Source organism: Streptomyces sp. NPDC087428 (assembly GCF_044744085.1).
In the GTDB taxonomy this organism is placed as follows: Bacteria; Actinomycetota; Actinomycetes; order Streptomycetales; family Streptomycetaceae; genus Streptomyces.
In genome coordinates, this window is the sequence record NZ_JBIUXR010000004.1 from 24,455 (window position 1) to 43,885 (window position 19,431).

Sequence of the window (19,431 nt, forward strand, 5' to 3'; positions counted from 1 at the left end):
GGCCGCGCCGCCTGCGTCGCTGCAAGGGGAACCAGGGCTGCCGGCTTCATGCGGAAGACGAAAGCCCCAGGGGCGTAACGGAATTTGATACCAAGCACCCACACACCCTTGAGGGTGAATGCGGTTGGGCGAGAATGAGATCCGACCCGATGCGGTGAGCTCGCATGAGATGTCCTGCACGAGCCCGCTACATTCTTTTCCGCTTCCAGCGGCTTCAATCCTCGACCGACGACTTGATGAGATTCCCCCCGAGTGCCGTGACTGACCTCGCAGTCATTGAACCGGACGTTCGGTCCGGAAGAAATAGGGAGAGGCCCCCCTGTCGCCAATGTGGGTTACTTAGTATTCTTTTCGTTTCATTCCCGCTCGCCGAGCCGGCACCACGCAGCAGGTCATGCCGCACCTGCGGGCGTTCCGTTGGATCGCGGATCACACCGGAAACGGCCACGTCCGTGGCGCCGGGGATTCCGGGGAGTCACCGGCCTGCGCGACGGGGAACGCCGGGCATATCGCATGCGGACGCCTGACCCGATGCCGTCTCACGGTCCGCACGGGAAAGGGGCTGTGGGCGTCAACGGCTCCCGTGCTTACATGAGTTCCATGGTGTCCACCGACCGACTGCCGGCATTCGCTGCCATGTCATTCCTGCTGATCGTGATCCCTGGCCCCAGCGTGCTGTTCGTGATCGGACGGGCGCTGGCGCACGGGCGTCGTGCCGCACTGACCACCGTCGCGGGGAACACACTCGGAGCTTATGCACTGGTCGTGGCCGTGGCCCTGGGAGTCGGGGCCGTGGTGGAGCGTTCGGTCCTCGTCTTCACGGTACTGAAGCTGGCGGGCGCCGCGTACCTCGTGTACCTCGGCGTCAAGGCGGTGCGGCAGCGCGGTTCGCTGCACGCCGCTCTCACCGGCGGCGGCCCCGCCCAGGGCGGTCTGCGCACCCTGTGGGAGGGGTTCGCGGTCGGCGTGGCCAATCCCAAGACCATCGTGTTCTTCGCCGCGGTACTGCCCCAGTTCGTCGACCGGGGACAGGGGCACGTCATGGTGCAGACGTTGCTGCTCGGCCTGGTCTTCAATGTCATCGCGGTGGCTTCCGACAGCGCGTGGGGCCTGGTCGCCGCCACTGCGCGATGCTGGTTCGCCCGCTCCCCGCAGCGCCTCGCGCTGGTCGGCGGTGCCGGCGGACTCGCGATGATCGGCCTCGGCGTCACCGTCGCCACGACAGGCCGCAAGGACTGAGGGCCTCTCTCCCGGTTGCCATCCCTAGGACCCCTAGGTTATATCTAGAGATCCTAGGTTCTTGGGAGGATGCATGGTGCGGGCTGGTCTGACAGTCGAACGGGTGACGGTCGCGGGCGCCGAACTGGCCGACGAGGTCGGGCTCGACCGGGTGACGATGTCTCAGGTGGCACGGCGGCTCGGGGTGAAGGACGCGAGCCTCTACACGCACGTCCGCGGCCTGGACGACCTGCGTGGGCGGATCGCGCTGCTCGCGGCGGACGAGAAGACCGTGCGCATCGCGGAGGCCACCGCCGGGCGCGCGGGCCGAGACGCGCTGGTCGCGTTCGCGGATGCCTGGCGGGAGTACGCCCACGAGCATCCGGGCCGCTACATGGCGACGCAGACCCCCATGCAGATCGATCCCGAGCTGGCCGTGAAAGCGCCCGGACCGCGGCGCGCGGTCGAGTTGACCTACGGCATGCTGCGGGGCTACGGACTGGCCGAGCCCGACCTCACCGACGCGGTCCGCCTCCTGCGCAGCACGTTCCACGGATTCGTCGCCCTGGAGGCCGCGGGAGGGTTCGCGCACGCACGTTCCCCGCAGCAGTCCTGGGTCCGGGCCCTCGACGCCCTGCACACCCTGCTGGAGCACTGGCCGCCGCCCCTGGAAGGGGACTGCTCATGACGGAGCCGACCATCGGAAGCCTTCGCGTGGATGGTGCGACCCTGCACTACGAGGTGCGCGGTCACGGTCCGCTTCTCCTGCTGATCCCCGGAGGGGCGGGCGGTGCGGCGTCCTTCGACGCGGTCGCCGACGATCTGGCCGCCGAATACACCGTCGCGACCTATGACCCGCGCGGTATGTCCCGCAGCACGCTTGCCGACCCCGGGGCCGAACAGCGAGTGGCCGAGCATGCCTATGACGCGTTCCGCGTGCTGGAGCTGCTCTCGCCCGGTGAGCCCGCCCGCGTCTTCGGTACAAGTTCGGGCGCGATCGTCGCCGTGCACCTGCTCACCGCCCGTCCCGGACACGTCGAACGCGTCGTGGCGCACGAGCCGCCGATGGTGGAGGTCCTTCCCGACGCTTCCGGGCATCGCGCGCTCGTCGCACGGGTGGCCGAGACGCTCCGTACGGAGGGGCTCATGCCGGCGATGGCGGTATTCGCCGCGGGGCTGAAGAAGGACAGTGACACGGCTGAGCCGGCGGCCTCGGTCGGGCTCCCGCCGCAGGCAGCGGCGCGGGCCGAGCAGACGATGGCCAACCTGCCGTACTTCGTCGGACGCATCGTGCCCGCCTTCATGTCCTACGCCCCGGACATCAACCGGCTCGAAGCACTGTCGGACCGGCTCGTACTCGCCTGTGGTGACGGCTCACGCGGTGAGCTGCCCTACCGTCCGGCAGCTTTCCTGGCCGAGCGCCTCGGCACCGAACTCCAGCACTTCCCCGGCGGGCACACCGGCCTGACCACGCATCCCGCCGAGTTCGGTGAGCTCCTCCGCAAGGTCCTCCGCGGCTGAGGCGACGGCAACGGGCCGGGTCAGCCCCGACACCGCTCCCCCGGCCGGCGCGCCGTGATGGCGTGCCGGCCGGGGGCCGGGTCGTGTCCGGTCCGAGGACCTGAGCTACTTCTTGGCGGACGCCTTGCCGGCGCTGCCGTTGATGACGAACTGTGATCCGGGTTCGACCACGACATCGCCGTCGGCCGAACCGGTGATGGTCACATCGGTCAGGGTCGCACTGCCCCGTGCACCTCCATGGGCCAGAATCCCCGACCCGTTGACGGAGTTCTCGATGCGGACGTTCGAGATCTGCGCTCCGGGCACCGATCCACCGCCCGACTTGAACTGGATCCCGTCGTAGGTCGAGTCATGGATATCGGTGTCCCGGATCGTGACGCCCGGGATGTCCTGACTGGCCGCGAACAGTGTGATGGCGCCGAACTCCTGGGCCTCGCCCCAGAACGCCCCGCCCGTGCGGAAGAGCTCGTTGTTGGCGATCAGAGTCTGCCCGGAGAACGGGAGCGGATCGTGGTCCGTCGCCAGCATGATGCCGGGGTAGTTCATGGTGTCGGAGATGATGTTGTTCTCGATCGTGTTGCCGTAACCGCCATAGATCGCGATGCCGTTGGCCCGCCAGGGCATCTGAATCGTGTTGTTGCGGAAGTGGTTGTCATGGCCGATGTCCACCGACGGGTTCTTCACGTACTTGCTCGACCACACGGCCAGCGCGTCGTCGCCGGTGTTCCTGAAGGAGGAGTTGAACACCGTTGAATTGCGGGTTCCGTTGGCGAAGTTGATGCCGTCCGCGTAGATGTCGCGAATCCTCATACCCGTGAACTCGATGCCGTCACCGGGTCCCCAGAGGTCCGGAATGTTGTCGTAGTCGCGGCCGACCCACACGCCGACGTTGGCGTGCTCGATCCACACGTTGGTGATCTTGGTGTTCTTGCCGAAGCGTCCGTTGAGACCGACGCCGCCCTCGGCATTGCCGTCGCCGCCCCGGATGGTGCCGGAGCCGAAGATCGCGATGTCCGAGATCTTGGTGTTGTCGTCGATGTCGAAGCCGAAGTTGCCCTCGTGCGGGTGGTTGATGCCGCCCGCGTCCTGCGGCGGAGTCAGGGTGTACAGCTGCGAGTGCCACATGCCGGCACCGCGGATCGTGACGTCGCGGATACCGACCTGGTTGTACTGGCCCCGGTTCAGCGGATCGTCGGTCAGGATCTTCTGCTCCTGCCGCCACTGCCCCGGCGGGATCCACACACAGCCGATGTCACCGTTCTGATTGGCCGTCACGGCCCGCTGGATGGCGTCCGTGTCGTCGATCCCGTCGTTCGGGACGGCTCCGTATGCGGTGATCGAGGTGCATCCGGCCGGCTGGGCGGCCGCCGGTGCCACCTGCTCCAGGTCGACGAGGTCGATGATGTAGAAGGAGGCCGAGTCGCCCGCGTCGCGCTGGAGACGGAACTTCGTACCGGCGGGGTAGGTCTGGCCCAGCAGTGCGTTGGACTCGTCGAACAGCCTGCGGGCGTCACCCCCGGGCCTGTTGGTCAGACCCTCGGGGCTGTCCGTGTCACCGTACAGCCAGCTGTGCTTGGAGGAGAGAGTCAGCTTGCGGGCGAAGGTGCCGTTGACGTAGAGGCTGATCGTGGCCTCCGTTCCGCCGCCGCCGGGGGCGTCGGGGATGGAGTTGCGGACCACGATCGAGTTGGACGGAACGGTCGAGGTGAGCTCGACGTACTCGCCGGTGGAGTTGAGCCGCACGGACTGGCGCCCCGAGGACTCGGTGGCGAAGTTGGTGTGGCCGAAGGTGCGCTTCTTGTCGGACGTCAGCAACGTGCCCTGGTAGTCGCCCTTTTCCGCCTCGTACTCGGTGTACGGAACCGCAGCCCCGCGGCCGACGACGATGGCGCGCGAGAAGACGTTGTTGTTCTCGTTCGTCTCGGCGACGACATCGGTCGCGTCCGCGGTGGCGGTCAGGTTCGCACCCCCGCTCTTCGCGGTCCAGCTCCCACTGATGGGCACACTCACCGTGCCTCCGGCGGGGATGGCGCCGGTCGTGCCGTTCAGCGTGGTGCTCTCCACGGCGAGTCGGGTCACCGTCGGTGTACTCACCGCGGTGGTGCCGCGGTTGTGCACGGAGACGGTGAAGCTGACGGCGGAGCCCACTGCGGGATTCGCCGGGCTGGAGGTGATGCCGAGCACCTCCAGGTCGGGGCCGGGGCTCTGGGCGACCACGAGCTTCGAGGACGCGGTGCGGCTGTTGTTGCTGTTGTCCTGCTCGATGACCGTGTCGGTCGGGTCGACCACCGCGGAGACGCTGTACGTGCCCATCGGCCGCTTGCCGACGTCGACCTGAACGGTGGCCGAGGCGCCGGCGGCGAGGCCGCTCACCGGCGCGCTGCCGGCGACCACGCCCTCCAGACTGACATCGACCGTTGTCGCAGCGGCCGGCGCCGTACCCACGTTGCGCACGGTGGCGCTCACGGTGACGTCGTCCTTCTCGGACGGCGAGGTGGGCGACCACGTCAGTTCGGAGATGATCAGGTCCGGGTTGGGGGCGGCGGTGCCGACGACCTGGATCTCGGCGACCTGCGCACCGGGAGCACCGGTGTTGGAGAAGAACTTGAGCTGGACGTCCGCGTACCGCCCGGTCACCGGGATCGTCACCGTGTTCTGGTTGCCGGTGGGGCTGAACGCGTAGTCGGCCCGGTCCTTCAGCGAGGTGAAGCCGGTGGCGGACTGGGAGCGGCCGAGGACCTGAAGCCCCTGGGTGCGGGCCGCCCAGGCCTGGTCCGGTGAGAGCTTGACGACGACTGCCTCGATGTCGGCGTCGGCGCCGAGCTTCACCGTCAGCGTCGCCGGGTAGCCGTTCGACTCCCAGTACGTGCCGGGCTTGTCGTCATTGGCGTTGGACGCCACGAAGTTCTGCGTGTACGAGGACGCCTCGATCGGCTTGTTCAGTGCCAGGTTGGATCCGACGGTCGTCGGCGGGCCCGGATCGTCCCCTCCGTCCTCCCCGTAGACCTCCACCTGGGAGAGCTGTGCCGCGTTCCAGCCGGTGTTGGCCGTCACCTGAATCCGGATGTACCGGGCCTGTTTGGCGGTGAAACCGACGGTGACGGTGTTGCCCGCCGACGGTGTGAAGACCCGTGCGGCCGAGGCGGACAAGGCGCTGAAGCTGCTTCCGTCCGCGCTGCCCTGGACGTCGAGGGTCTGGGTCCGTGCCTCCCAGGTGTTCGGCAGCTTCAGCACCACTTGGTCGACGTCGAACCGGGCCCCGAGGTCGATCTGCACCCACTGCGGGAGAGCGCCGGAGCTCTCCCAGTACGTCTGCTGACTGCCGTCGGTGACATTCGACGCCGGGTAGGCGCCGTTCGACCCACTGGCCGTCGCGTGCTTACCGAGGGCGAGGTCGGGACCCTGTACGGCTGCCGAGGCGGTGACCGGCAGGAGCCCGACCGTCATCAGCGCGGCTGTCACCGCACCGATGAGGAACCGCCATCTGAATTGCTTCCATCTCATGCTGTCCTCTGTTCCGTGGGGCTGCGGGACCGGGAGGGCACGACGACGCGTCACCGGCCGCACGACGCGTACCGCGTCACGCGGCCGGCAGGGGCCGGGGTGTGGGCTGCCGGTGCACCGATGGGGGCGATCAGGTACGCCGGCAGGAGGGAGAGTGAGCCACCTGCCGGGAAACTCACGCTCATTGCCTAGTATTTTGAGTGATCTGGTCAATTTTTTGCGGTGCCGAGGTGACAGGTTTCTAGCAGGTCACACTTTTGTCAACGGTCCTCACACCGGCTCCCGACGCCGCGCACAACCGGATGCCCCTCTCACGGAACCACCGGAGCGTCCATACATCGGATCTCAACGAGACTGCCAAGTAACCCAGTTGCGACCAAGGCGTGCCACTGGTGGCTGAAGTTGATTGCAACAATGACCTTTCGAGCATCCATTGACATAACCCGGTTCACGTACTGCACTGACAACTCCTACCTTTGTCATGCTCAAGCTGAGTGACAGGAGTACCGGCGTCATCATGAAGAGAACCCAACGGTCCCGCGGGTGGAAGACGGCCCTCACAGCCGTGGCCGCCACCGTCGCGCTGGCAGGAACGCTGACAGGAACGGTGACTGCACCGACGGCTGCGGCATCCCCCACGGCCACCAGCCCCAACGGCAACGCCCTGGCCCTCACGCCGCCCATGGGCTTCAACAACTGGGCGCGTTACGGCTGCGGCACCAACGTGCCGAACAACGGGGACCAGGGGCCGACGCAGCAGCTCATCCTCCAGCAGGCCCAGGCACTTGTGGACACCGGTCTGGCCGCGAAGGGCTACGACACCGTCACCGTCGACGACTGCTGGAGCACCATGACCCGAGGCGCCGACGGCGCTCTCGCCGCCGACAGCGCCAAGTTCCCCAGCGGAATGGGATACATCGGATCCCAACTGCATAAAATGGGGCTCAAGTTCGGTATCTACGGAGACATCGGCACGACAACCTGCGGCGGCTTCCCGGGCAGCTGGGGTCACTTCCGGCAGGACGCGGACCTCTTCGCTTCCTGGGGCGTCGACTTCATCAAGCTCGACGGCTGCAACATGCCGACCTCCGCGAGCAGCGCCACGGGCTACATCTCCGCGTACAACGACTTCGCCGCCGCGATGAAGGCCAATGCCTCAGGGCGCGACATGGTGTTCTCCGAATCGTCCCCCGCGTACTTCTACATCGGCGCATCCGATCTGTCCGACTGGTACGACGTGATCGACGGAGCCTCCGGGAGCGGGCAGCTCTGGCGGGGCGGGTACGACGTCAAGATGCGCAACATGGGCGGATCCGCGTGGGACAAGGGCACCAACGGTGCCGGAGTCATGGCGCAATACGCATACAACTCGCTGCTGTCGCGCTATGCGGCTCCCGGAAGCTGGAACGACCCCGACTTCCTCATCACCGGTGACGCGCTCACCGACGAGGAGTCCAGGACCCAGTTCGCACTCTGGTCGATGATGGCCTCGCCGCTGATCCTCAGCACGGACGTCGCCGCGCTCAGCCCCTCCTCCCTTGCCACCGTGGGCAATACGGACATCATCGCCATCGATCAGGATCCGCTCGGCCGACAGGCCGGAGTCGTCTCACGCAACGGCACCACAGATGTACTGGCCCGGCCCCTGGCCGGCGGCGACCTCGCCGTGTCCCTCCTGAACCGTGGCTCCACGGCCGTCCGGGCCGGCACGACGCCGGCCGACATCGGGTTCCTGGGCGGCGGCTCCTGTTCGGTTTCGGTCAAGGACCTCTGGACCGGAGCCACGACGACCACGGCCACCATCGGCGCCACCGTGCCCCCGCACGGCACTGCCATCTTCCGGGTCACCCCCGGCGCGGGCTGCACCGGCCGTCAGCCGACCGGTCAGATCACCGGCATCGGCGGCAAGTGCGTCGACGACAGCGGCGCGGGCACGGCGGCGGGCAACCCGGTCGTCCTGTACACCTGCAACGCCGGAGCCAACCAGCGCTGGTCCCTGCCGGCCGACGGCACCGTCCGCACCCTGGGCAAGTGCCTCGACGCGGTGCGGCGGAACGACAGCACGTACAACGGCTACTGGGCCGTGCTCAGCCCCTGCGACGGCAGCGCCACCCAGAAGTGGACGTACGGGCGCAACGGCTTCCTGGAGAACACCGGAGCCCCCGGGCACTGCCTCGACGCGTATGCCTCGCGGACCACCGACAGCAATCCCCTGCTCGTCGACACCTGCGCCAACTCCCGTCCCAATCAGCAGAACCAGGTCTGGGCCCTGGCCGAGTAGGGGCAGGTCCTGACACATGTGCGGCCGCTCGGATCTCTGGGTGGCGCTCTCCCTTGGGGAGCGGGAGACCGGTGGGGACGGTGGTTTCCCGCTCTCCGCAGGGGGCGTGATCGCCAACGCCGCGGAGCTCCGGGCGGTACACCAGAATGCCCGTATGACGGGTGAACTCAGGCCAGCCGACGACTCTTCCGGCCCCCTCGCGAAGGCCGGCATGCGGGCGTCCGACCGGGACCGGGACCAGGTCGTGGAGGTCCTTCAGGTTGCCGCGGGCGACGGCCGGATCACCTCTGCCGAGCTGGACGAGCGGTTGGACGCGGCGTTGTCCGCCCGCACCGCCGGCGATCGGGCCCGGCTGACCGCCGGCCTGCCCTCCGAAGGGATGCCTCCGCAGGCCAAGGATCTGGTCCGGATCGACCAGCGCTTCGGTGAGGTCTCGCGCACCGGCCGCTGGCTGGTTCCACGCCGTGGAAATCCGCCTGATGTGCTGCGAGGCGAAGCTCGACTTCACCGACGCGTTGATCACCCACAACACCCTTCACATCGGTGTCGACCTGCGCATCGGGAGGAATCTGATTCTGGTGACCAGGCCGGGGATCGTGGTCGACACCGACGGCCTGGAGCGCAGCGGCGGCGAGATCAGGATCCGGCCGGCCTCCGACGCCGAATCTTCCCCTGTCCTGCGCGTGCTCCTGGCCGGGCAGTCCCGCGGCGGTGACATCACCGCCCGTCCCTCGCGACGGAAACTGGCGGAGCGGCTGCGTCGCACACCTGGTCAACTCGGCCGCTGAGCGGCGCCCCTGGGCAGCCGGGTTCGGGCCGGCCGGCCTGCCCGTGACTGCCGCTGGACAACGTGCGTGACGTCACCGCGGTGAGACCGCGGGGATTCTCTTCTCGAACCAGTGGTCGGCGTACCGCTCCTCGTTGAAGGCAGGGACCTCCTCGAAGCCGGTGGCACGGTACAGGCGGATGGCGGCGGTGAGCGCCCGGTTGGTGTCCAGACGCAACACGTCGCGGCCGTGTTCGCGGGCCCGCGCCTCCAGCTCGGCCAGGAACCGGCGTCCGAGGCCGAGGCCCCGGGCGCGGGGCGCGACCCACATGCGCTTGATCTCGGCCGGACCGTCCTGAGGCAGCTTCAGACCGGCGCAGCCGACGGGCTCGCCGTGCAGCCGGGCGACCAGGAACAGACCGTACGGCACGCGGAGCCCCGCCGGATCGGACAGCAGGCTCAGCACGGGGTCGAAGCCGGTCTCGAAGCGTTCCGCCAGCTCGCCGGAGTAGGACCGGAGGCAGTGCTGGGCATCGGGGTGTTCCGGGTCGAGTGCGTCCAGGGTCACCGTCGAGGCGGTCAGCAGACGGTCGACCTCGGCCATCGCGGCGACGAGCCGGGCGCGCCGGCCGGTGTCGAGCGGGGCAAGCAGGGAGCCCGCCAGTTCATCGCTGCGGCCGTCGAGCACGGCACGCTCCGCGTGGCCCGCCCGGGTGAGCCGGACCTGACGCACCCGCCTGTCCCGGGGGTCAGGTTCGACCGTGACCAGACCGTCGGCCCGCAGGGCGCGCAGCAGCCGGCTGACGTATCCGGAGTCGAGCCCGAGACGCTCGCGCAGCCGCCGTACGTCCTGGCCCTGCTCGCCGATCTCCCACAGCAGCCGGGCCTCGCCGATGGGCCGGTCGCAGGCAAGGTAGCTGTCCTGGAGCACGCCCACGCGCTCGGTGACGGTCCGGTTGAACCGCCGCACCTGGTCGATCTGTTCCGCATCCATTCTCTGACTTTAGTCAGAGATGCTGGTGCGGGGCCAGCGGCGCGGGCGTCGCCGGGGTGGCCGGATACAGCCGTTGGAGACGTTCGTGTCACCCCCTCTCACTGATCGATTGAAACCGTTCAAATCCTCAACCCACTTACACAGCAAGGAATGCGAAGGAGGCGCAGCCGGGTATCGCACCATCAAGAAACTCCCTGCACACTCATTGACCCACACCTCGCTCACCTCTACGTTCAGCTACGTCCATTCTGTGAATCGATTCATCACTTCTCTGTGAGGGGCCGCATTGATCAGCAGGAGGAACATCCTGACGGGCGCAGCTGCCACGGTGGGCGCCGTGGCAGCAGGAGCCGCACCAGCCGTCGCCGCACCGGTATCGGTACCCTCCCCGGTACAGACGCGGCGCGGTGCACCACGCGTCACCACACCGACCGTCGAGTACGTTCAGCATCCCCTGGGCCTCGACACACAGCACCCTCGGCTGAGCTGGCCGGTCGCCTCGGAAGAGGCCGATGTTCAGCAGAGCGCCTATCAGATCCGGGTCGCCTCCAGCGCGTCCGGGCTGTCGCACCCGGACGTCTGGGACAGCGGGAAGGTGGTTTCCGGCGAATCGGTTCTCGTCCCCTACGCAGGGCCTCCGCTCACGCCGCGGACACGGTACTTCTGGTCTGTCCGGGTGTGGGACACGGCCGGTGGCGAGTCCGGCTGGAGCGCGCCCTCGTGGTGGGAGACCGGCCTCATGGACCCCGCGCGGTGGTCCGCCACCTGGGTGTCCGCTCCCCCGTCCCTCACGGACGCGCCGTCGCTGGAGAGCAGTTCCTGGATCTGGTTCCCCGAGGGCGAGCCCGCCAACAGCGCGCCGGAGGGCACTCGTTGGTTCCGGCGCACCATCGATGTCGCGGACGGGGTCACCGCGGCAACCCTCGCCATCAGCGCCGACAACGTGTACGCGGTCTCCGTGAACGGAACCGAGGTCGCGCACACCGACCTCGCGACCGACAACGAGGGCTGGCGCCACCCGGCGGTCGTCGACGTCCTCGCCCACCTGCGTCCGGGAAAGAATGTCCTCGCGGTATCGGCGGCCAACGCGAGCGAAGGGGCCGCCGGCCTGATCGCCGCCCTCACCCTGCGCATGGCATCCGGTGAACAGCACGTCGTCACCGACGCATCCTGGAAGTCGATGGACAAGGAGCCCGGGGGCGACTGGCGCGGACCCGACTTCGACGACAGCGGCTGGCCGCCGGCGAAGGAGGCGGCCGCGTGGGGAGCCGGCCCGTGGGGCAAGGTCGTTCCGGCGGTGTTCGCGGCCAACCAACTGCGGCGCGAGTTCGAGCTGCCGCGCAAGAAGGTCGCACGGGCGCGCCTGTACGCCACCGCTCTCGGCCTGTACGAGGCCCATCTCAACGGCCGCCGCGTGGGCCGCGATCAGCTCGCCCCCGGCTGGACCGACTACCGCGAGCGCGTCCAGTACCAGACGTACGACGTCACCGCGCTGCTGCGGCCCGGCGCGAATGCCATCGGTGCGTATGTGGCGCCGGGGTGGTACGCGGGCAATGTCGGCATGTTCGGGCCCCACCAGTACGGACAACGCCCCGCGCTGCTTGCCCAGTTGGAGATCGAGTACACGGACGGTACGAGTCGGCGCATCACGTCGGACACGCAATGGCGGGCCGCCTCCGGGCCGATCCTCTCCGCCGATCTCCTCGGCGGAGAGACGTACGACGCGCGCAAGGAGACCGCGGGCTGGACCTCTCCCGGCTTCGACGACCGGACCTGGTCCGAGGTCCGTGGCGCGGGTGACACCGCACCCCGGCTGATCGTCGCGCAGGTGGACGGCCCGGTCCGGGTGGCCAAGGAGCTTCCCGCCAAGAAGGTGACCGAGCCCGCGCCCGGGGTCTTCGTCTTCGACCTGGGCCAGAACATGGTCGGCTCGGTGCGGCTGCGCCTCTCGGGCGACGCGGGTACGACGGTACGGCTGAGGCACGCCGAGGTCCTCAATCCCGACGGCACCGTCTACACCGCGAACCTTCGGAGCGCCGCGGCGACCGACACCTACGTCCTCAGGGGCGGCGGCGCAGAGACGTACGAACCGCGCTTCACCTTCCACGGATTTCGTTACGTCGAGGTGACCGGGCTCCCCGGCACTCCCCGGGCCGGCGCCCTGACCGGTCGCGTCATGCACACGTCCGCCCCGTTCACCTTCGAGTTCGAGACCGACGTCCCGATGCTCAACAAACTGCACGACAACATCACCTGGGGCCAGCGGGGCAACTTCCTCTCCATCCCGACGGACACCCCCGCACGCGACGAGCGTCTGGGGTGGACGGGCGACATCAACGTCTTCGCGCCGACGGCCGCTTACACGATGGAGTCGGCCCGCTTCCTCACCAAGTGGCTCGTGGACCTGCGGGACGCCCAGACCGCGGAGGGTGCCTTCACGGATGTGGCTCCCGTCGTCGGCAATGTCGGCAACGGCGCGGCCGGCTGGGGCGACGCGGGCGTCACGGTCCCGTGGTCGCTGTACCAGGCGTACGGGGACCGGCAGGTCCTGGAGGACGCCTGGCCGTCCATCCGGGCCTGGCTGAGGTACCTGGAGAAGAACAGCGACGGCCTGCTGCGGCCGGCCAGTGGGTACGGCGACTGGCTGAACGTCTCCGACGAGACCCCGAAAGATGTCATCGCCACCGCGTACTTCGCGCACAGTGCCGATCTCGCGGCCCGGACGGCCAAGGAACTCGGTGAGGACCCCGCCGCCTTCCTCGATCTCTTCGCGCGCGTGCGGAAGGCGTTCCAGGCCGCCTACGTCACCGCCGAAGGACGGGTGAAGGGCGACACACAGACCGCGTATGTCCTGTCCCTGTCGATGGACCTGCTGCCGGACGCGCTGCGGGAGGCGGCGGCCGACCGGCTCGTCGCGCTGATCGAGGCCAAGGACTGGCATCTGTCGACGGGCTTCCTCGGTACGCCCAGGCTGCTGCCGGTCCTCACCGACACCGGGCACACCGATGTCGCCTACCGCCTGCTCCGGCAGCGCTCCTTCCCCAGCTGGGGCTACCAGATCGACAAGGGCTCCACCACCATGTGGGAGCGCTGGGACTCCATCCAGCCCGACGGCGGCTTCCAGACCCCCGACATGAACTCCTTCAACCACTACGCCTACGGGTCCGTCGGCGAGTGGATGTACACGAACATCGCCGGGATCTCGGCGGGCCGGCCCGGTTTCCGCGAGATCGTGATCCGTCCCCGGCCGGGCGGCGACGTCACCTCGGCCCGCGCCACGTTCGCCTCGGTCTACGGCCCCGTCTCCACCCAGTGGAAACTGCGCTCCGGCAGCATCGATCTGAGGTGCACCGTGCCTCCCAACACGAGCGCCGAGGTGTGGGTCCCCACGGACACCACGGCCTCGGTCACCCACACCCGTGCGACGTTCCTGCGCGAGGAAGGGGGTTGCGCGGTGTACCGGGTCGGCTCCGGGAGCCACCGCTTCACCGGGTAGGACGTCCCGTCATCACTGCTTCGGCGTAAGGTAGTTGTCCCATACATCTCTTAGAGGGAGCCACACGTATGCCGATCCCGCTCGGTCTTGGCCTTCCGCAGATGAAGCAGTACGAGCTCGGCCGCGACGTGGCCGACGTGGCACGGGCCGCGGAAGCAGTCGGGTACGAGAGCCTGTGGGTGTTCGAGAGGGTCCTGTTCCCCGAGCCGGCCACCCAGGGCCTGTACGGAGTCCCGGGGCTGGCCTGGCCGGATCAGTACCGCAGCGTCGCCGACCCGTTGGTCACCCTGACACTGGCCGCCGCGGCCACCGACCGCGCCCGGCTCGGGACGAGTGTTCTCGTCGCACCACTGCACGTCCCCTTCCAGCTGGCCCGTTCACTCGCCTCGCTGGACGCCGCCAGCGGTGGCCGGGTGATCGCGGGGCTGGGCACGGGCTGGTCCCTGGACGAGTACGCGGCCGCGGCCGTCGCTCCCTTCGAGAAGCGCGGCGCGGTCCTGGACGAGCTGCTCGACGTCTGCGCGGCCGTCTGGGGGCCGGACCCCGTCTCGTACAAGGGGGATCTGACCACGATCGCCCCGTCCGAGGTGGGCCCCAAACCGGCCCGTCCCATCCCCGTCTTCCTCCCGGCGAACGGACCCCGGGCCACTCGCCGGCTGGTCGACCGGGCCGACGGCTGGATGCCCGTGGCCATGGGCGCGTCGCAACTGGCCGAGCAGTGGCAGCGGGTGCGGGACGTCGCGGCCGAGCGGGGGCGTGAGCGGCCGGTCGGTGTCTGTGCCCGTGCCAACGCGCGGTACAGCACCGAGCCGGTGGCGGCCCGGGACCGGCAGCCGTTCCACGGAAGCGTTGCGCAGATCGTCGAGGACCTGGTGGCACACGCCGCCACCGGCGTTCCGGAGTTCATGCTGGACCTCCAGAGCACAGCCCGTGACGCCACGGAGCTCATCGACGTGGCGACCGAGGTGTACGAGGCGGCGCGAGCGGCCGGAGTCTGAGCCGGTCCGCTCAGGGACGGTGCGCCGTCCCTGAGCGGACCGTCAGGTGCGCGGTCCTCGTCCACGGTCACACCAGTAGGTTGTCGGGTGTCAACTGCGTGACACCCGCTGACAAAGGACTGCGCCCGATGGACGACCTCACGTCATTGGCCGAACAATTCGAGCGGGACAGGGGCCGTCTGAAGGCCGTGGCCTACCGGATGCTCGGTTCGGCGAGCGAGGCCGACGACGCCCTGCAGGAGTCCTGGCTGCGGGCCGACCGGGCCGACATCGGCGACGTGGAGAACCTCACCGGGTGGCTGACCACCGTGGTGGGCCGGGTCTGTCTCAATATCCTCCGCGCCCGTCGCACGCGGCGCGAGGATCCGCTCGACACGTACGGCGACCGGGCCGGCGGCGCCGAGGAGGACGGCGATCCCGAGCAGGAGGCGCTGCTCGCCGACTCGGTGGGGCTGGCGCTGCTGGTGGTCCTCGACTCACTGGCGCCGGCGGAGCGCCTCGCCTTCGTCCTGCACGACATGTTCGCCGTGCCGTTCGACGAGATCGGCCCGATGCTCGACCGTTCGCCGACCGCGGCCCGGCAGCTCGCGAGCCGGGCCCGTCGCCGGGTCAAGGGGCGCACGGCCCTGCCCGACGCGGACCTGACGCGGCGCCGACGGGTCGTCGAAGCGTTCCTGACCGCCTCCCGCGGCGGTGACTTCGACGCCCTGGTCACACTTCTCCATCCGGACGTGGTGCTTCACGCCGACCGCTCCGTCGTGCCCACCCCCGAACCCGTCGTGGTCCGTGGCGCGCACACCGTGGCGAAGGGTGCGATGGCGGCCACGGGGCGGGCGCTCTTCACCGGGGTCGCGCTGGTCGACGGTGCGGTCGCGCTCGCGATGGCGCCTCTGGGCCGGCTGCGGCTGGTTCTCGGCTTCACGATCGTCGACGGACTGGTCACGGGGATCGACGTGGTGGCGGATCCGGACCGGCTCCGCAGGTTGGAAATCGGTGTCCTCGACGGCTGATACGTCGTCCGAGGCCTCTCCGGCACCCCAGGGCGACGCTGCTTTCCGGGGCCTCGTTGTCGTACCCCTGTGGCAGGGTTTTTCCAGGGCGCCGGACGGGTGCCCTCATCACACTGTGGGACGCAGTCGCACAGCTGCCGAAGGAGCGACGCCATGTCCGGTACCGACGGAGCCCGTACCTCCTTGGCCGCTGTCGTGGCCCTGCTCGCTCCGGCCCATGAGGCGGTCGCCGAGCGGGTACTGCACGCTCACGACGACCCCTCGGGGTACGTGCGCGACCATGCCGCCGTGTTGGAGGACCGGGGTATCGATGAGCCCGTGCCCGGCCTCGCCTGGATAGCGCTCGTCGACGCGCTGGCCGAGCACCGGCTGCTGGCGGAGCTGGACTGGAAGGAAGACTCCGAGGAGATACGGTCGCAGCTGCGGGGGCTGGCGTCCCGGCCGTCGGTTGATCCCTGGGTGCTGGCCGGGGCGGCGGACATGCTCCTGCCGACCCACGACTTCCTGGAGGCGTGCGGCCGGCACTACCGCGACGTCGGTGCGGCGCTCGCCGTCCTTGACATCGAGTCGGACTGCTACCCGGTGGTGTGCCTGCGGACCGCGCGGGTGAAGGAGCTGACCGCGCTCGCGGCCCGCGCGGGCTTCACCGCACAGGGGCTCGGCGTCTGATTCCGGGTCCGGCCGGTGGTGCGGAGAACAGACCGGAACAGTGGGCTCGGCGGCAGCGGGAACGGGCCCGTGGCGCCACCCGACGGGCCTTCGCGGAGCCGTTCGCCGCCGGTGCGCAGAAGGCGTCCACCGGTCTGCGCACGAGCCTCTCAGGAACCCGCGACAAGGCTCGGGGCAACCCATCTGACCTGGCCTTCCATGCGTTGCGGACCTATCGTTCCGGTATCGGGAAAGGGGGTCCGGATGGACCGGAACATACGAACCGTGGACGACGTGCTGAGGCTGCTCGACGGCCTGTTCGCGCCGGAGGCCGACCGCTGGACGACGGGCGGGGCTTCCTGGTGGGACGACTTCTACGCCGATCGCTCGAAGCCCGTGCCGTTCTTCGTGTCGAAGCCCGACGAGAACCTGGAATCACTGCTCGACCGGGGTCTGCTCAAGCCTGGGCGGGCCCTCGATCTGGGCTGCGGTCCCGGCCGCAACGCCATCCGTCTCGCGTCCAGGGGATTCGAGGTGGACGCCGTCGACCTGTCGCCGACAGCGATCGCCTGGGCCGGAAGCCGGGCCGCGGAAGCGGGTGTCAACGTCCGCTTCCGCTGCGGGGACGCCTTCGACCTCCTCGCCGCCGCACCCGAGCGACCGTACGACCTGATCTACGATTCCGGCTGCTTCCACCATCTGCCGCCGCACCGGCGCATCAGCTACCGCGCCCTGCTCGACCGGGCCCTGGCACCGGGCGGTCACCTCGCCCTCACCTGTTTCGCGGCCGGTGCGATGGGCTCGGAGCTGAGCGACCGGGACTTCTACCACCAGTCACGTCTCCACGGCGGACTCGCTTACACGCCCGAGGCGTTGCGCTGGATCTTCTCCGACCTCACGGAGATCGAGCTGCGCCGTATGCGGGACGAGCCGTCCGAGTCGTCGCTGTTCGGCGAGTCCTTCCTGTGGACCGCGCTCTTCCGGCGGGCGGCCCCACGGCGTTCGACGGCCTCCGCCGTGTCTTGACCCGGGTTCAGTAGCCGGCAGGGCGTATCAGGCCGCTCTCATAGGCGAACACCGCGGCCTGGGTCCTGTCCCGGAGTCCCAGCTTGCCCAGGATCCGGCCGACGTGGGTCTTGACCGTCTGTTCCGCGACCACCAGATACGCAGCTATCTCGGCGTTCGAGAGCCCCTGCGCGACGAGTCCCAGTACCTCGGTCTCGCGTTCCGTCAGGACGCCCGCGCGGCCCCTTTCCGGAATCCGGGGTGTCCGGGTGACTCGGGAGAACTCGGCGATGACCCGCTTGGTGATGTTCGGCGCGAGGAGGGCGTCGCCCGCCGCCACTACCCTTACGGCCTGCGCCAGTTCGGCCACTGAGGCGTCCTTGAGGAGGAATCCGGAGGCACCCGCACGCAGCGCTTCGTACACGTACTCGTCGAGGTCGAATGTGGTCAGGACGAGAACCCTGACCGTGGACCCCGCGGGCTCGGTGATGCGGCGCGTAGCCTCGATGCCGCCGATCCCGGGCATACGGATGTCCATCAGCACGACGTCCGGCGTGAGTGCGGCGACCTTGGCCACCGCGTCCAGGCCGTCGACCGCCTGGCCGACGACCTCGATCCCGGGCTCGGCGTCGAGCAGGACCGTGAATCCCTGGCGGACCATCATCTGGTCGTCGGCGATGACAACACGAATGGTCATACGGGTTCCTCCAGCGGAAGTATCGCCACTACCTCGTAACCGCCGTCAGGGGTAGTCCCGTTGGCGAAGTCCCCGGACAGCATGGCGGTGCGTTCACGCATACCGAGCAGTCCGTGGCCGATGTCGCGCGGGGGCGGGGCCGGGGTGTCCGGCGCGGTGTTGGTGATCCGGACGGTGATGCAGTTCGGCCGGTACGCAATCCGGACGCTCACCGCTGCTCCGGGCGCGTGCCGCATGGCGTTGCTCAGGGATTCCTGCACGATGCGAAAGGCGGAGAGCGCGACGCCGGGTGGGACGGGTCTGCGGGTTCCTGTGATGGCCGTGGTGACCCTGAGGCCGGCTCCTCGTACATTGTCGATCAGTTCGGGCAGGCGGTCGAGGGTGGGCTGGGGCGTGTGCCGCGCCTCGGCGGACCGGGCGTCCTCGGAGCGGAGCACGCCGAGAACGCGGCGCAGTTCGGTGAGCGCGTCGACTGCGTTCTCCCGGATACCCGCGAGGTTCTCCCTGAGCTCGTCGGACGGATCATCCACCAGGTGCGGGGCGACCTGGGCCTGGATGGAGATCACCGACATGTGGTGGGCGACGACGTCGTGGAGCTCGCGGGCGATGCGGCTGCGCTCCTCCAGGAGAGTGCGGCGACTGCGTTCCTCGGCGGTGCGTTCCTCCTGCACGACGAGTTCGGTGCGGGCGACCTGACGGCCGCGCAGTGCGGCGCCGACCACGACGGCCGTGGTGAGGACGGTCACGGCGACGCCTGTGTCGCCGGTGGGATCCACCAAGCCGTACGGGGCGCAGGCCAGGCCCGCCAGAACACTGAGGGTGAGTGCTTCGACGGCGATCCGGGGGCGCAGCCGCAACGCCATCATGAGCAGTACCCCTGCCTGTACGACGATTCCGGGCCAGGTCCAGGGAAGCGCGGCGTCGGCGCCCTGGAATCTCGCGGTCAGCGTGACAATGATCATGACGGTGGTCACCACCCACCAGGCGGGCACCGGCCGGTACAGGGCGGCGATGAGTGCCGCGGACTGAATCCCGCCGAGGAGAACTGCGCTCCGGGGGCCCAGCCCGTACTGCCACGCGAGGGTGTTCATGCTGAAGGCCGCGATTGGCACCGTGCACAGCACGAGTGGCACCAGGAGGGCCGGGAGCCAGTCGTGCAGTCCGGGCCGGTCCGGACGGGGCGGTGGGTCACCGGCCGTGGTCCACAGATCGTGGGCGACGCTGCGCGGGAGTGCCTTCAGACGCCCTGTCAGCAGTGCCCCGGACCGAGCCCATCGCCTACGCATGGCTGTC

14 protein-coding genes and 1 pseudogene are annotated in these 19,431 nt (G+C 69.1%); 11 read left to right on the forward strand and 4 right to left on the reverse strand.

The features are described from left to right. Nucleotides 1–600: 600 nt before the first annotated feature. The 3 genes from ACIO3R_RS09840 (at nucleotide 601) to ACIO3R_RS09850 (ending at nucleotide 2,739) form a co-directional block, all read left to right on the forward strand. Nucleotides 601–1,239 carry a LysE family translocator gene (locus ACIO3R_RS09840; RefSeq protein ID WP_402105263.1) on the forward strand — a complete coding sequence of 213 codons (639 nt, stop codon included), beginning with the start codon at nucleotides 601–603 and terminating at the stop codon, nucleotides 1,237–1,239. Nucleotides 1,240–1,312: 73 nt separating this feature from the next. Then, on the forward strand, nucleotides 1,313–1,906 hold the full coding sequence (locus ACIO3R_RS09845; RefSeq protein WP_402104904.1) for a TetR/AcrR family transcriptional regulator: 594 nt from the start codon (nucleotides 1,313–1,315) through the stop codon (nucleotides 1,904–1,906). Then, on the forward strand, nucleotides 1,903–2,739 hold the full coding sequence (locus ACIO3R_RS09850; protein WP_402104906.1) for an alpha/beta fold hydrolase: 837 nt from the start codon (nucleotides 1,903–1,905) through the stop codon (nucleotides 2,737–2,739). The genes ACIO3R_RS09845 and ACIO3R_RS09850 overlap by 4 nt, the downstream gene beginning before the upstream one ends. Before the next feature lie 105 nt (nucleotides 2,740–2,844). Here the strand turns inward: ACIO3R_RS09850 and ACIO3R_RS09855 are convergent, their stop codons facing one another. After that, nucleotides 2,845–6,243, reverse strand: a complete 3,399-nt coding sequence (locus ACIO3R_RS09855) for a CARDB domain-containing protein (protein ID WP_402104908.1) — start codon at nucleotides 6,241–6,243, stop codon at nucleotides 2,845–2,847. A 517-nt stretch (nucleotides 6,244–6,760) separates the two neighbouring features. Here ACIO3R_RS09855 and ACIO3R_RS09860 point away from each other — a divergent pair. The 3 genes and pseudogenes from ACIO3R_RS09860 (at nucleotide 6,761) to ACIO3R_RS09870 (ending at nucleotide 9,312) form a co-directional block, all read left to right on the forward strand. After that, nucleotides 6,761–8,524, forward strand: a complete 1,764-nt coding sequence (locus ACIO3R_RS09860; RefSeq protein WP_402104909.1) for a ricin-type beta-trefoil lectin domain protein — start codon at nucleotides 6,761–6,763, stop codon at nucleotides 8,522–8,524. A gap of 211 nt (nucleotides 8,525–8,735) precedes the next feature. Then, nucleotides 8,736–8,834: pseudogene (locus ACIO3R_RS09865) on the forward strand (DUF1707 domain-containing protein); the annotation flags it as partial. Between the two features lie 154 nt (nucleotides 8,835–8,988). After that, nucleotides 8,989–9,312 carry a hypothetical protein gene (locus ACIO3R_RS09870; protein WP_385028855.1) on the forward strand — a complete coding sequence of 108 codons (324 nt, stop codon included), beginning with the start codon at nucleotides 8,989–8,991 and terminating at the stop codon, nucleotides 9,310–9,312. A gap of 72 nt (nucleotides 9,313–9,384) precedes the next feature. On the opposite strand, the gene ACIO3R_RS09875 is transcribed toward ACIO3R_RS09870, so the two are convergent. Then, complete coding sequence (locus tag ACIO3R_RS09875) at nucleotides 9,385–10,284, reverse strand: GNAT family N-acetyltransferase (protein ID WP_402104911.1); 900 nt, start codon at nucleotides 10,282–10,284, stop codon at nucleotides 9,385–9,387. Between the two features lie 286 nt (nucleotides 10,285–10,570). Between ACIO3R_RS09875 and ACIO3R_RS09880 the strand changes: the two genes are divergently transcribed. The 5 genes from ACIO3R_RS09880 (at nucleotide 10,571) to ACIO3R_RS09900 (ending at nucleotide 17,462) form a co-directional block, all read left to right on the forward strand. After that, nucleotides 10,571–13,780, forward strand: coding sequence for an alpha-L-rhamnosidase (locus ACIO3R_RS09880; protein WP_402104913.1), 3,210 nt, complete (start codon nucleotides 10,571–10,573; stop codon nucleotides 13,778–13,780). Between the two features lie 68 nt (nucleotides 13,781–13,848). Further along, nucleotides 13,849–14,778: an LLM class F420-dependent oxidoreductase gene (locus ACIO3R_RS09885; protein WP_385028808.1), complete on the forward strand. Its 930-nt coding sequence runs from the start codon at nucleotides 13,849–13,851 to the stop codon at nucleotides 14,776–14,778. 128 nt (nucleotides 14,779–14,906) lie between these two features. Then, a complete protein-coding gene (locus ACIO3R_RS09890; protein WP_385028804.1) occupies nucleotides 14,907–15,788 on the forward strand; it encodes a sigma-70 family RNA polymerase sigma factor in 882 nt (293 codons plus the stop codon). Nucleotides 15,789–15,941: 153 nt separating this feature from the next. Then, nucleotides 15,942–16,457 (forward strand): DUF6630 family protein, encoded by a 516-nt coding sequence (locus ACIO3R_RS09895; RefSeq protein ID WP_402104915.1) that lies wholly within the window; start codon nucleotides 15,942–15,944, stop codon nucleotides 16,455–16,457. 243 nt (nucleotides 16,458–16,700) lie between these two features. Further along, entirely contained in the window at nucleotides 16,701–17,462 is a 762-nt protein-coding gene (locus ACIO3R_RS09900; RefSeq protein ID WP_385343690.1) for a class I SAM-dependent methyltransferase, read from the forward strand. A gap of 7 nt (nucleotides 17,463–17,469) precedes the next feature. Here the strand turns inward: ACIO3R_RS09900 and ACIO3R_RS09905 are convergent, their stop codons facing one another. Then, a complete protein-coding gene (locus ACIO3R_RS09905) occupies nucleotides 17,470–18,138 on the reverse strand; it encodes a response regulator (protein WP_385028795.1) in 669 nt (222 codons plus the stop codon). Next, nucleotides 18,135–19,424, reverse strand: a complete 1,290-nt coding sequence (locus ACIO3R_RS09910; RefSeq protein ID WP_402104917.1) for a sensor histidine kinase — start codon at nucleotides 19,422–19,424, stop codon at nucleotides 18,135–18,137. The genes ACIO3R_RS09905 and ACIO3R_RS09910 overlap by 4 nt, the downstream gene beginning before the upstream one ends. Between the last annotated feature and the right edge of the window lie 7 nt (nucleotides 19,425–19,431).

What these genes read in the sequence shown, in the direction of transcription:
- ACIO3R_RS09840 (WP_402105263.1), top strand. Translation starts at nt 601, where the DNA reads ATGGTGTCCACCGACCGACTGCCGGCATTCGCTGCCATGTCATTCCTG.
- ACIO3R_RS09845 (WP_402104904.1), top strand. Translation starts at nt 1,313, where the DNA reads ATGGTGCGGGCTGGTCTGACAGTCGAACGGGTGACGGTCGCGGGCGCC.
- ACIO3R_RS09850 (WP_402104906.1), top strand. Translation starts at nt 1,903, where the DNA reads ATGACGGAGCCGACCATCGGAAGCCTTCGCGTGGATGGTGCGACCCTG.
- ACIO3R_RS09855 (WP_402104908.1), bottom strand. Translation starts at nt 6,243, where the DNA reads ATGAGATGGAAGCAATTCAGATGGCGGTTCCTCATCGGTGCGGTGACA.
- ACIO3R_RS09860 (WP_402104909.1), top strand. Translation starts at nt 6,761, where the DNA reads ATGAAGAGAACCCAACGGTCCCGCGGGTGGAAGACGGCCCTCACAGCC.
- ACIO3R_RS09875 (WP_402104911.1), bottom strand. Translation starts at nt 10,284, where the DNA reads ATGGATGCGGAACAGATCGACCAGGTGCGGCGGTTCAACCGGACCGTC.
- ACIO3R_RS09885 (WP_385028808.1), top strand. Translation starts at nt 13,849, where the DNA reads ATGCCGATCCCGCTCGGTCTTGGCCTTCCGCAGATGAAGCAGTACGAG.
- ACIO3R_RS09890 (WP_385028804.1), top strand. Translation starts at nt 14,907, where the DNA reads ATGGACGACCTCACGTCATTGGCCGAACAATTCGAGCGGGACAGGGGC.
- ACIO3R_RS09895 (WP_402104915.1), top strand. Translation starts at nt 15,942, where the DNA reads ATGTCCGGTACCGACGGAGCCCGTACCTCCTTGGCCGCTGTCGTGGCC.
- ACIO3R_RS09900 (WP_385343690.1), top strand. Translation starts at nt 16,701, where the DNA reads ATGGACCGGAACATACGAACCGTGGACGACGTGCTGAGGCTGCTCGAC.
- ACIO3R_RS09905 (WP_385028795.1), bottom strand. Translation starts at nt 18,138, where the DNA reads ATGACCATTCGTGTTGTCATCGCCGACGACCAGATGATGGTCCGCCAG.
- ACIO3R_RS09910 (WP_402104917.1), bottom strand. Translation starts at nt 19,424, where the DNA reads ATGCGTAGGCGATGGGCTCGGTCCGGGGCACTGCTGACAGGGCGTCTG.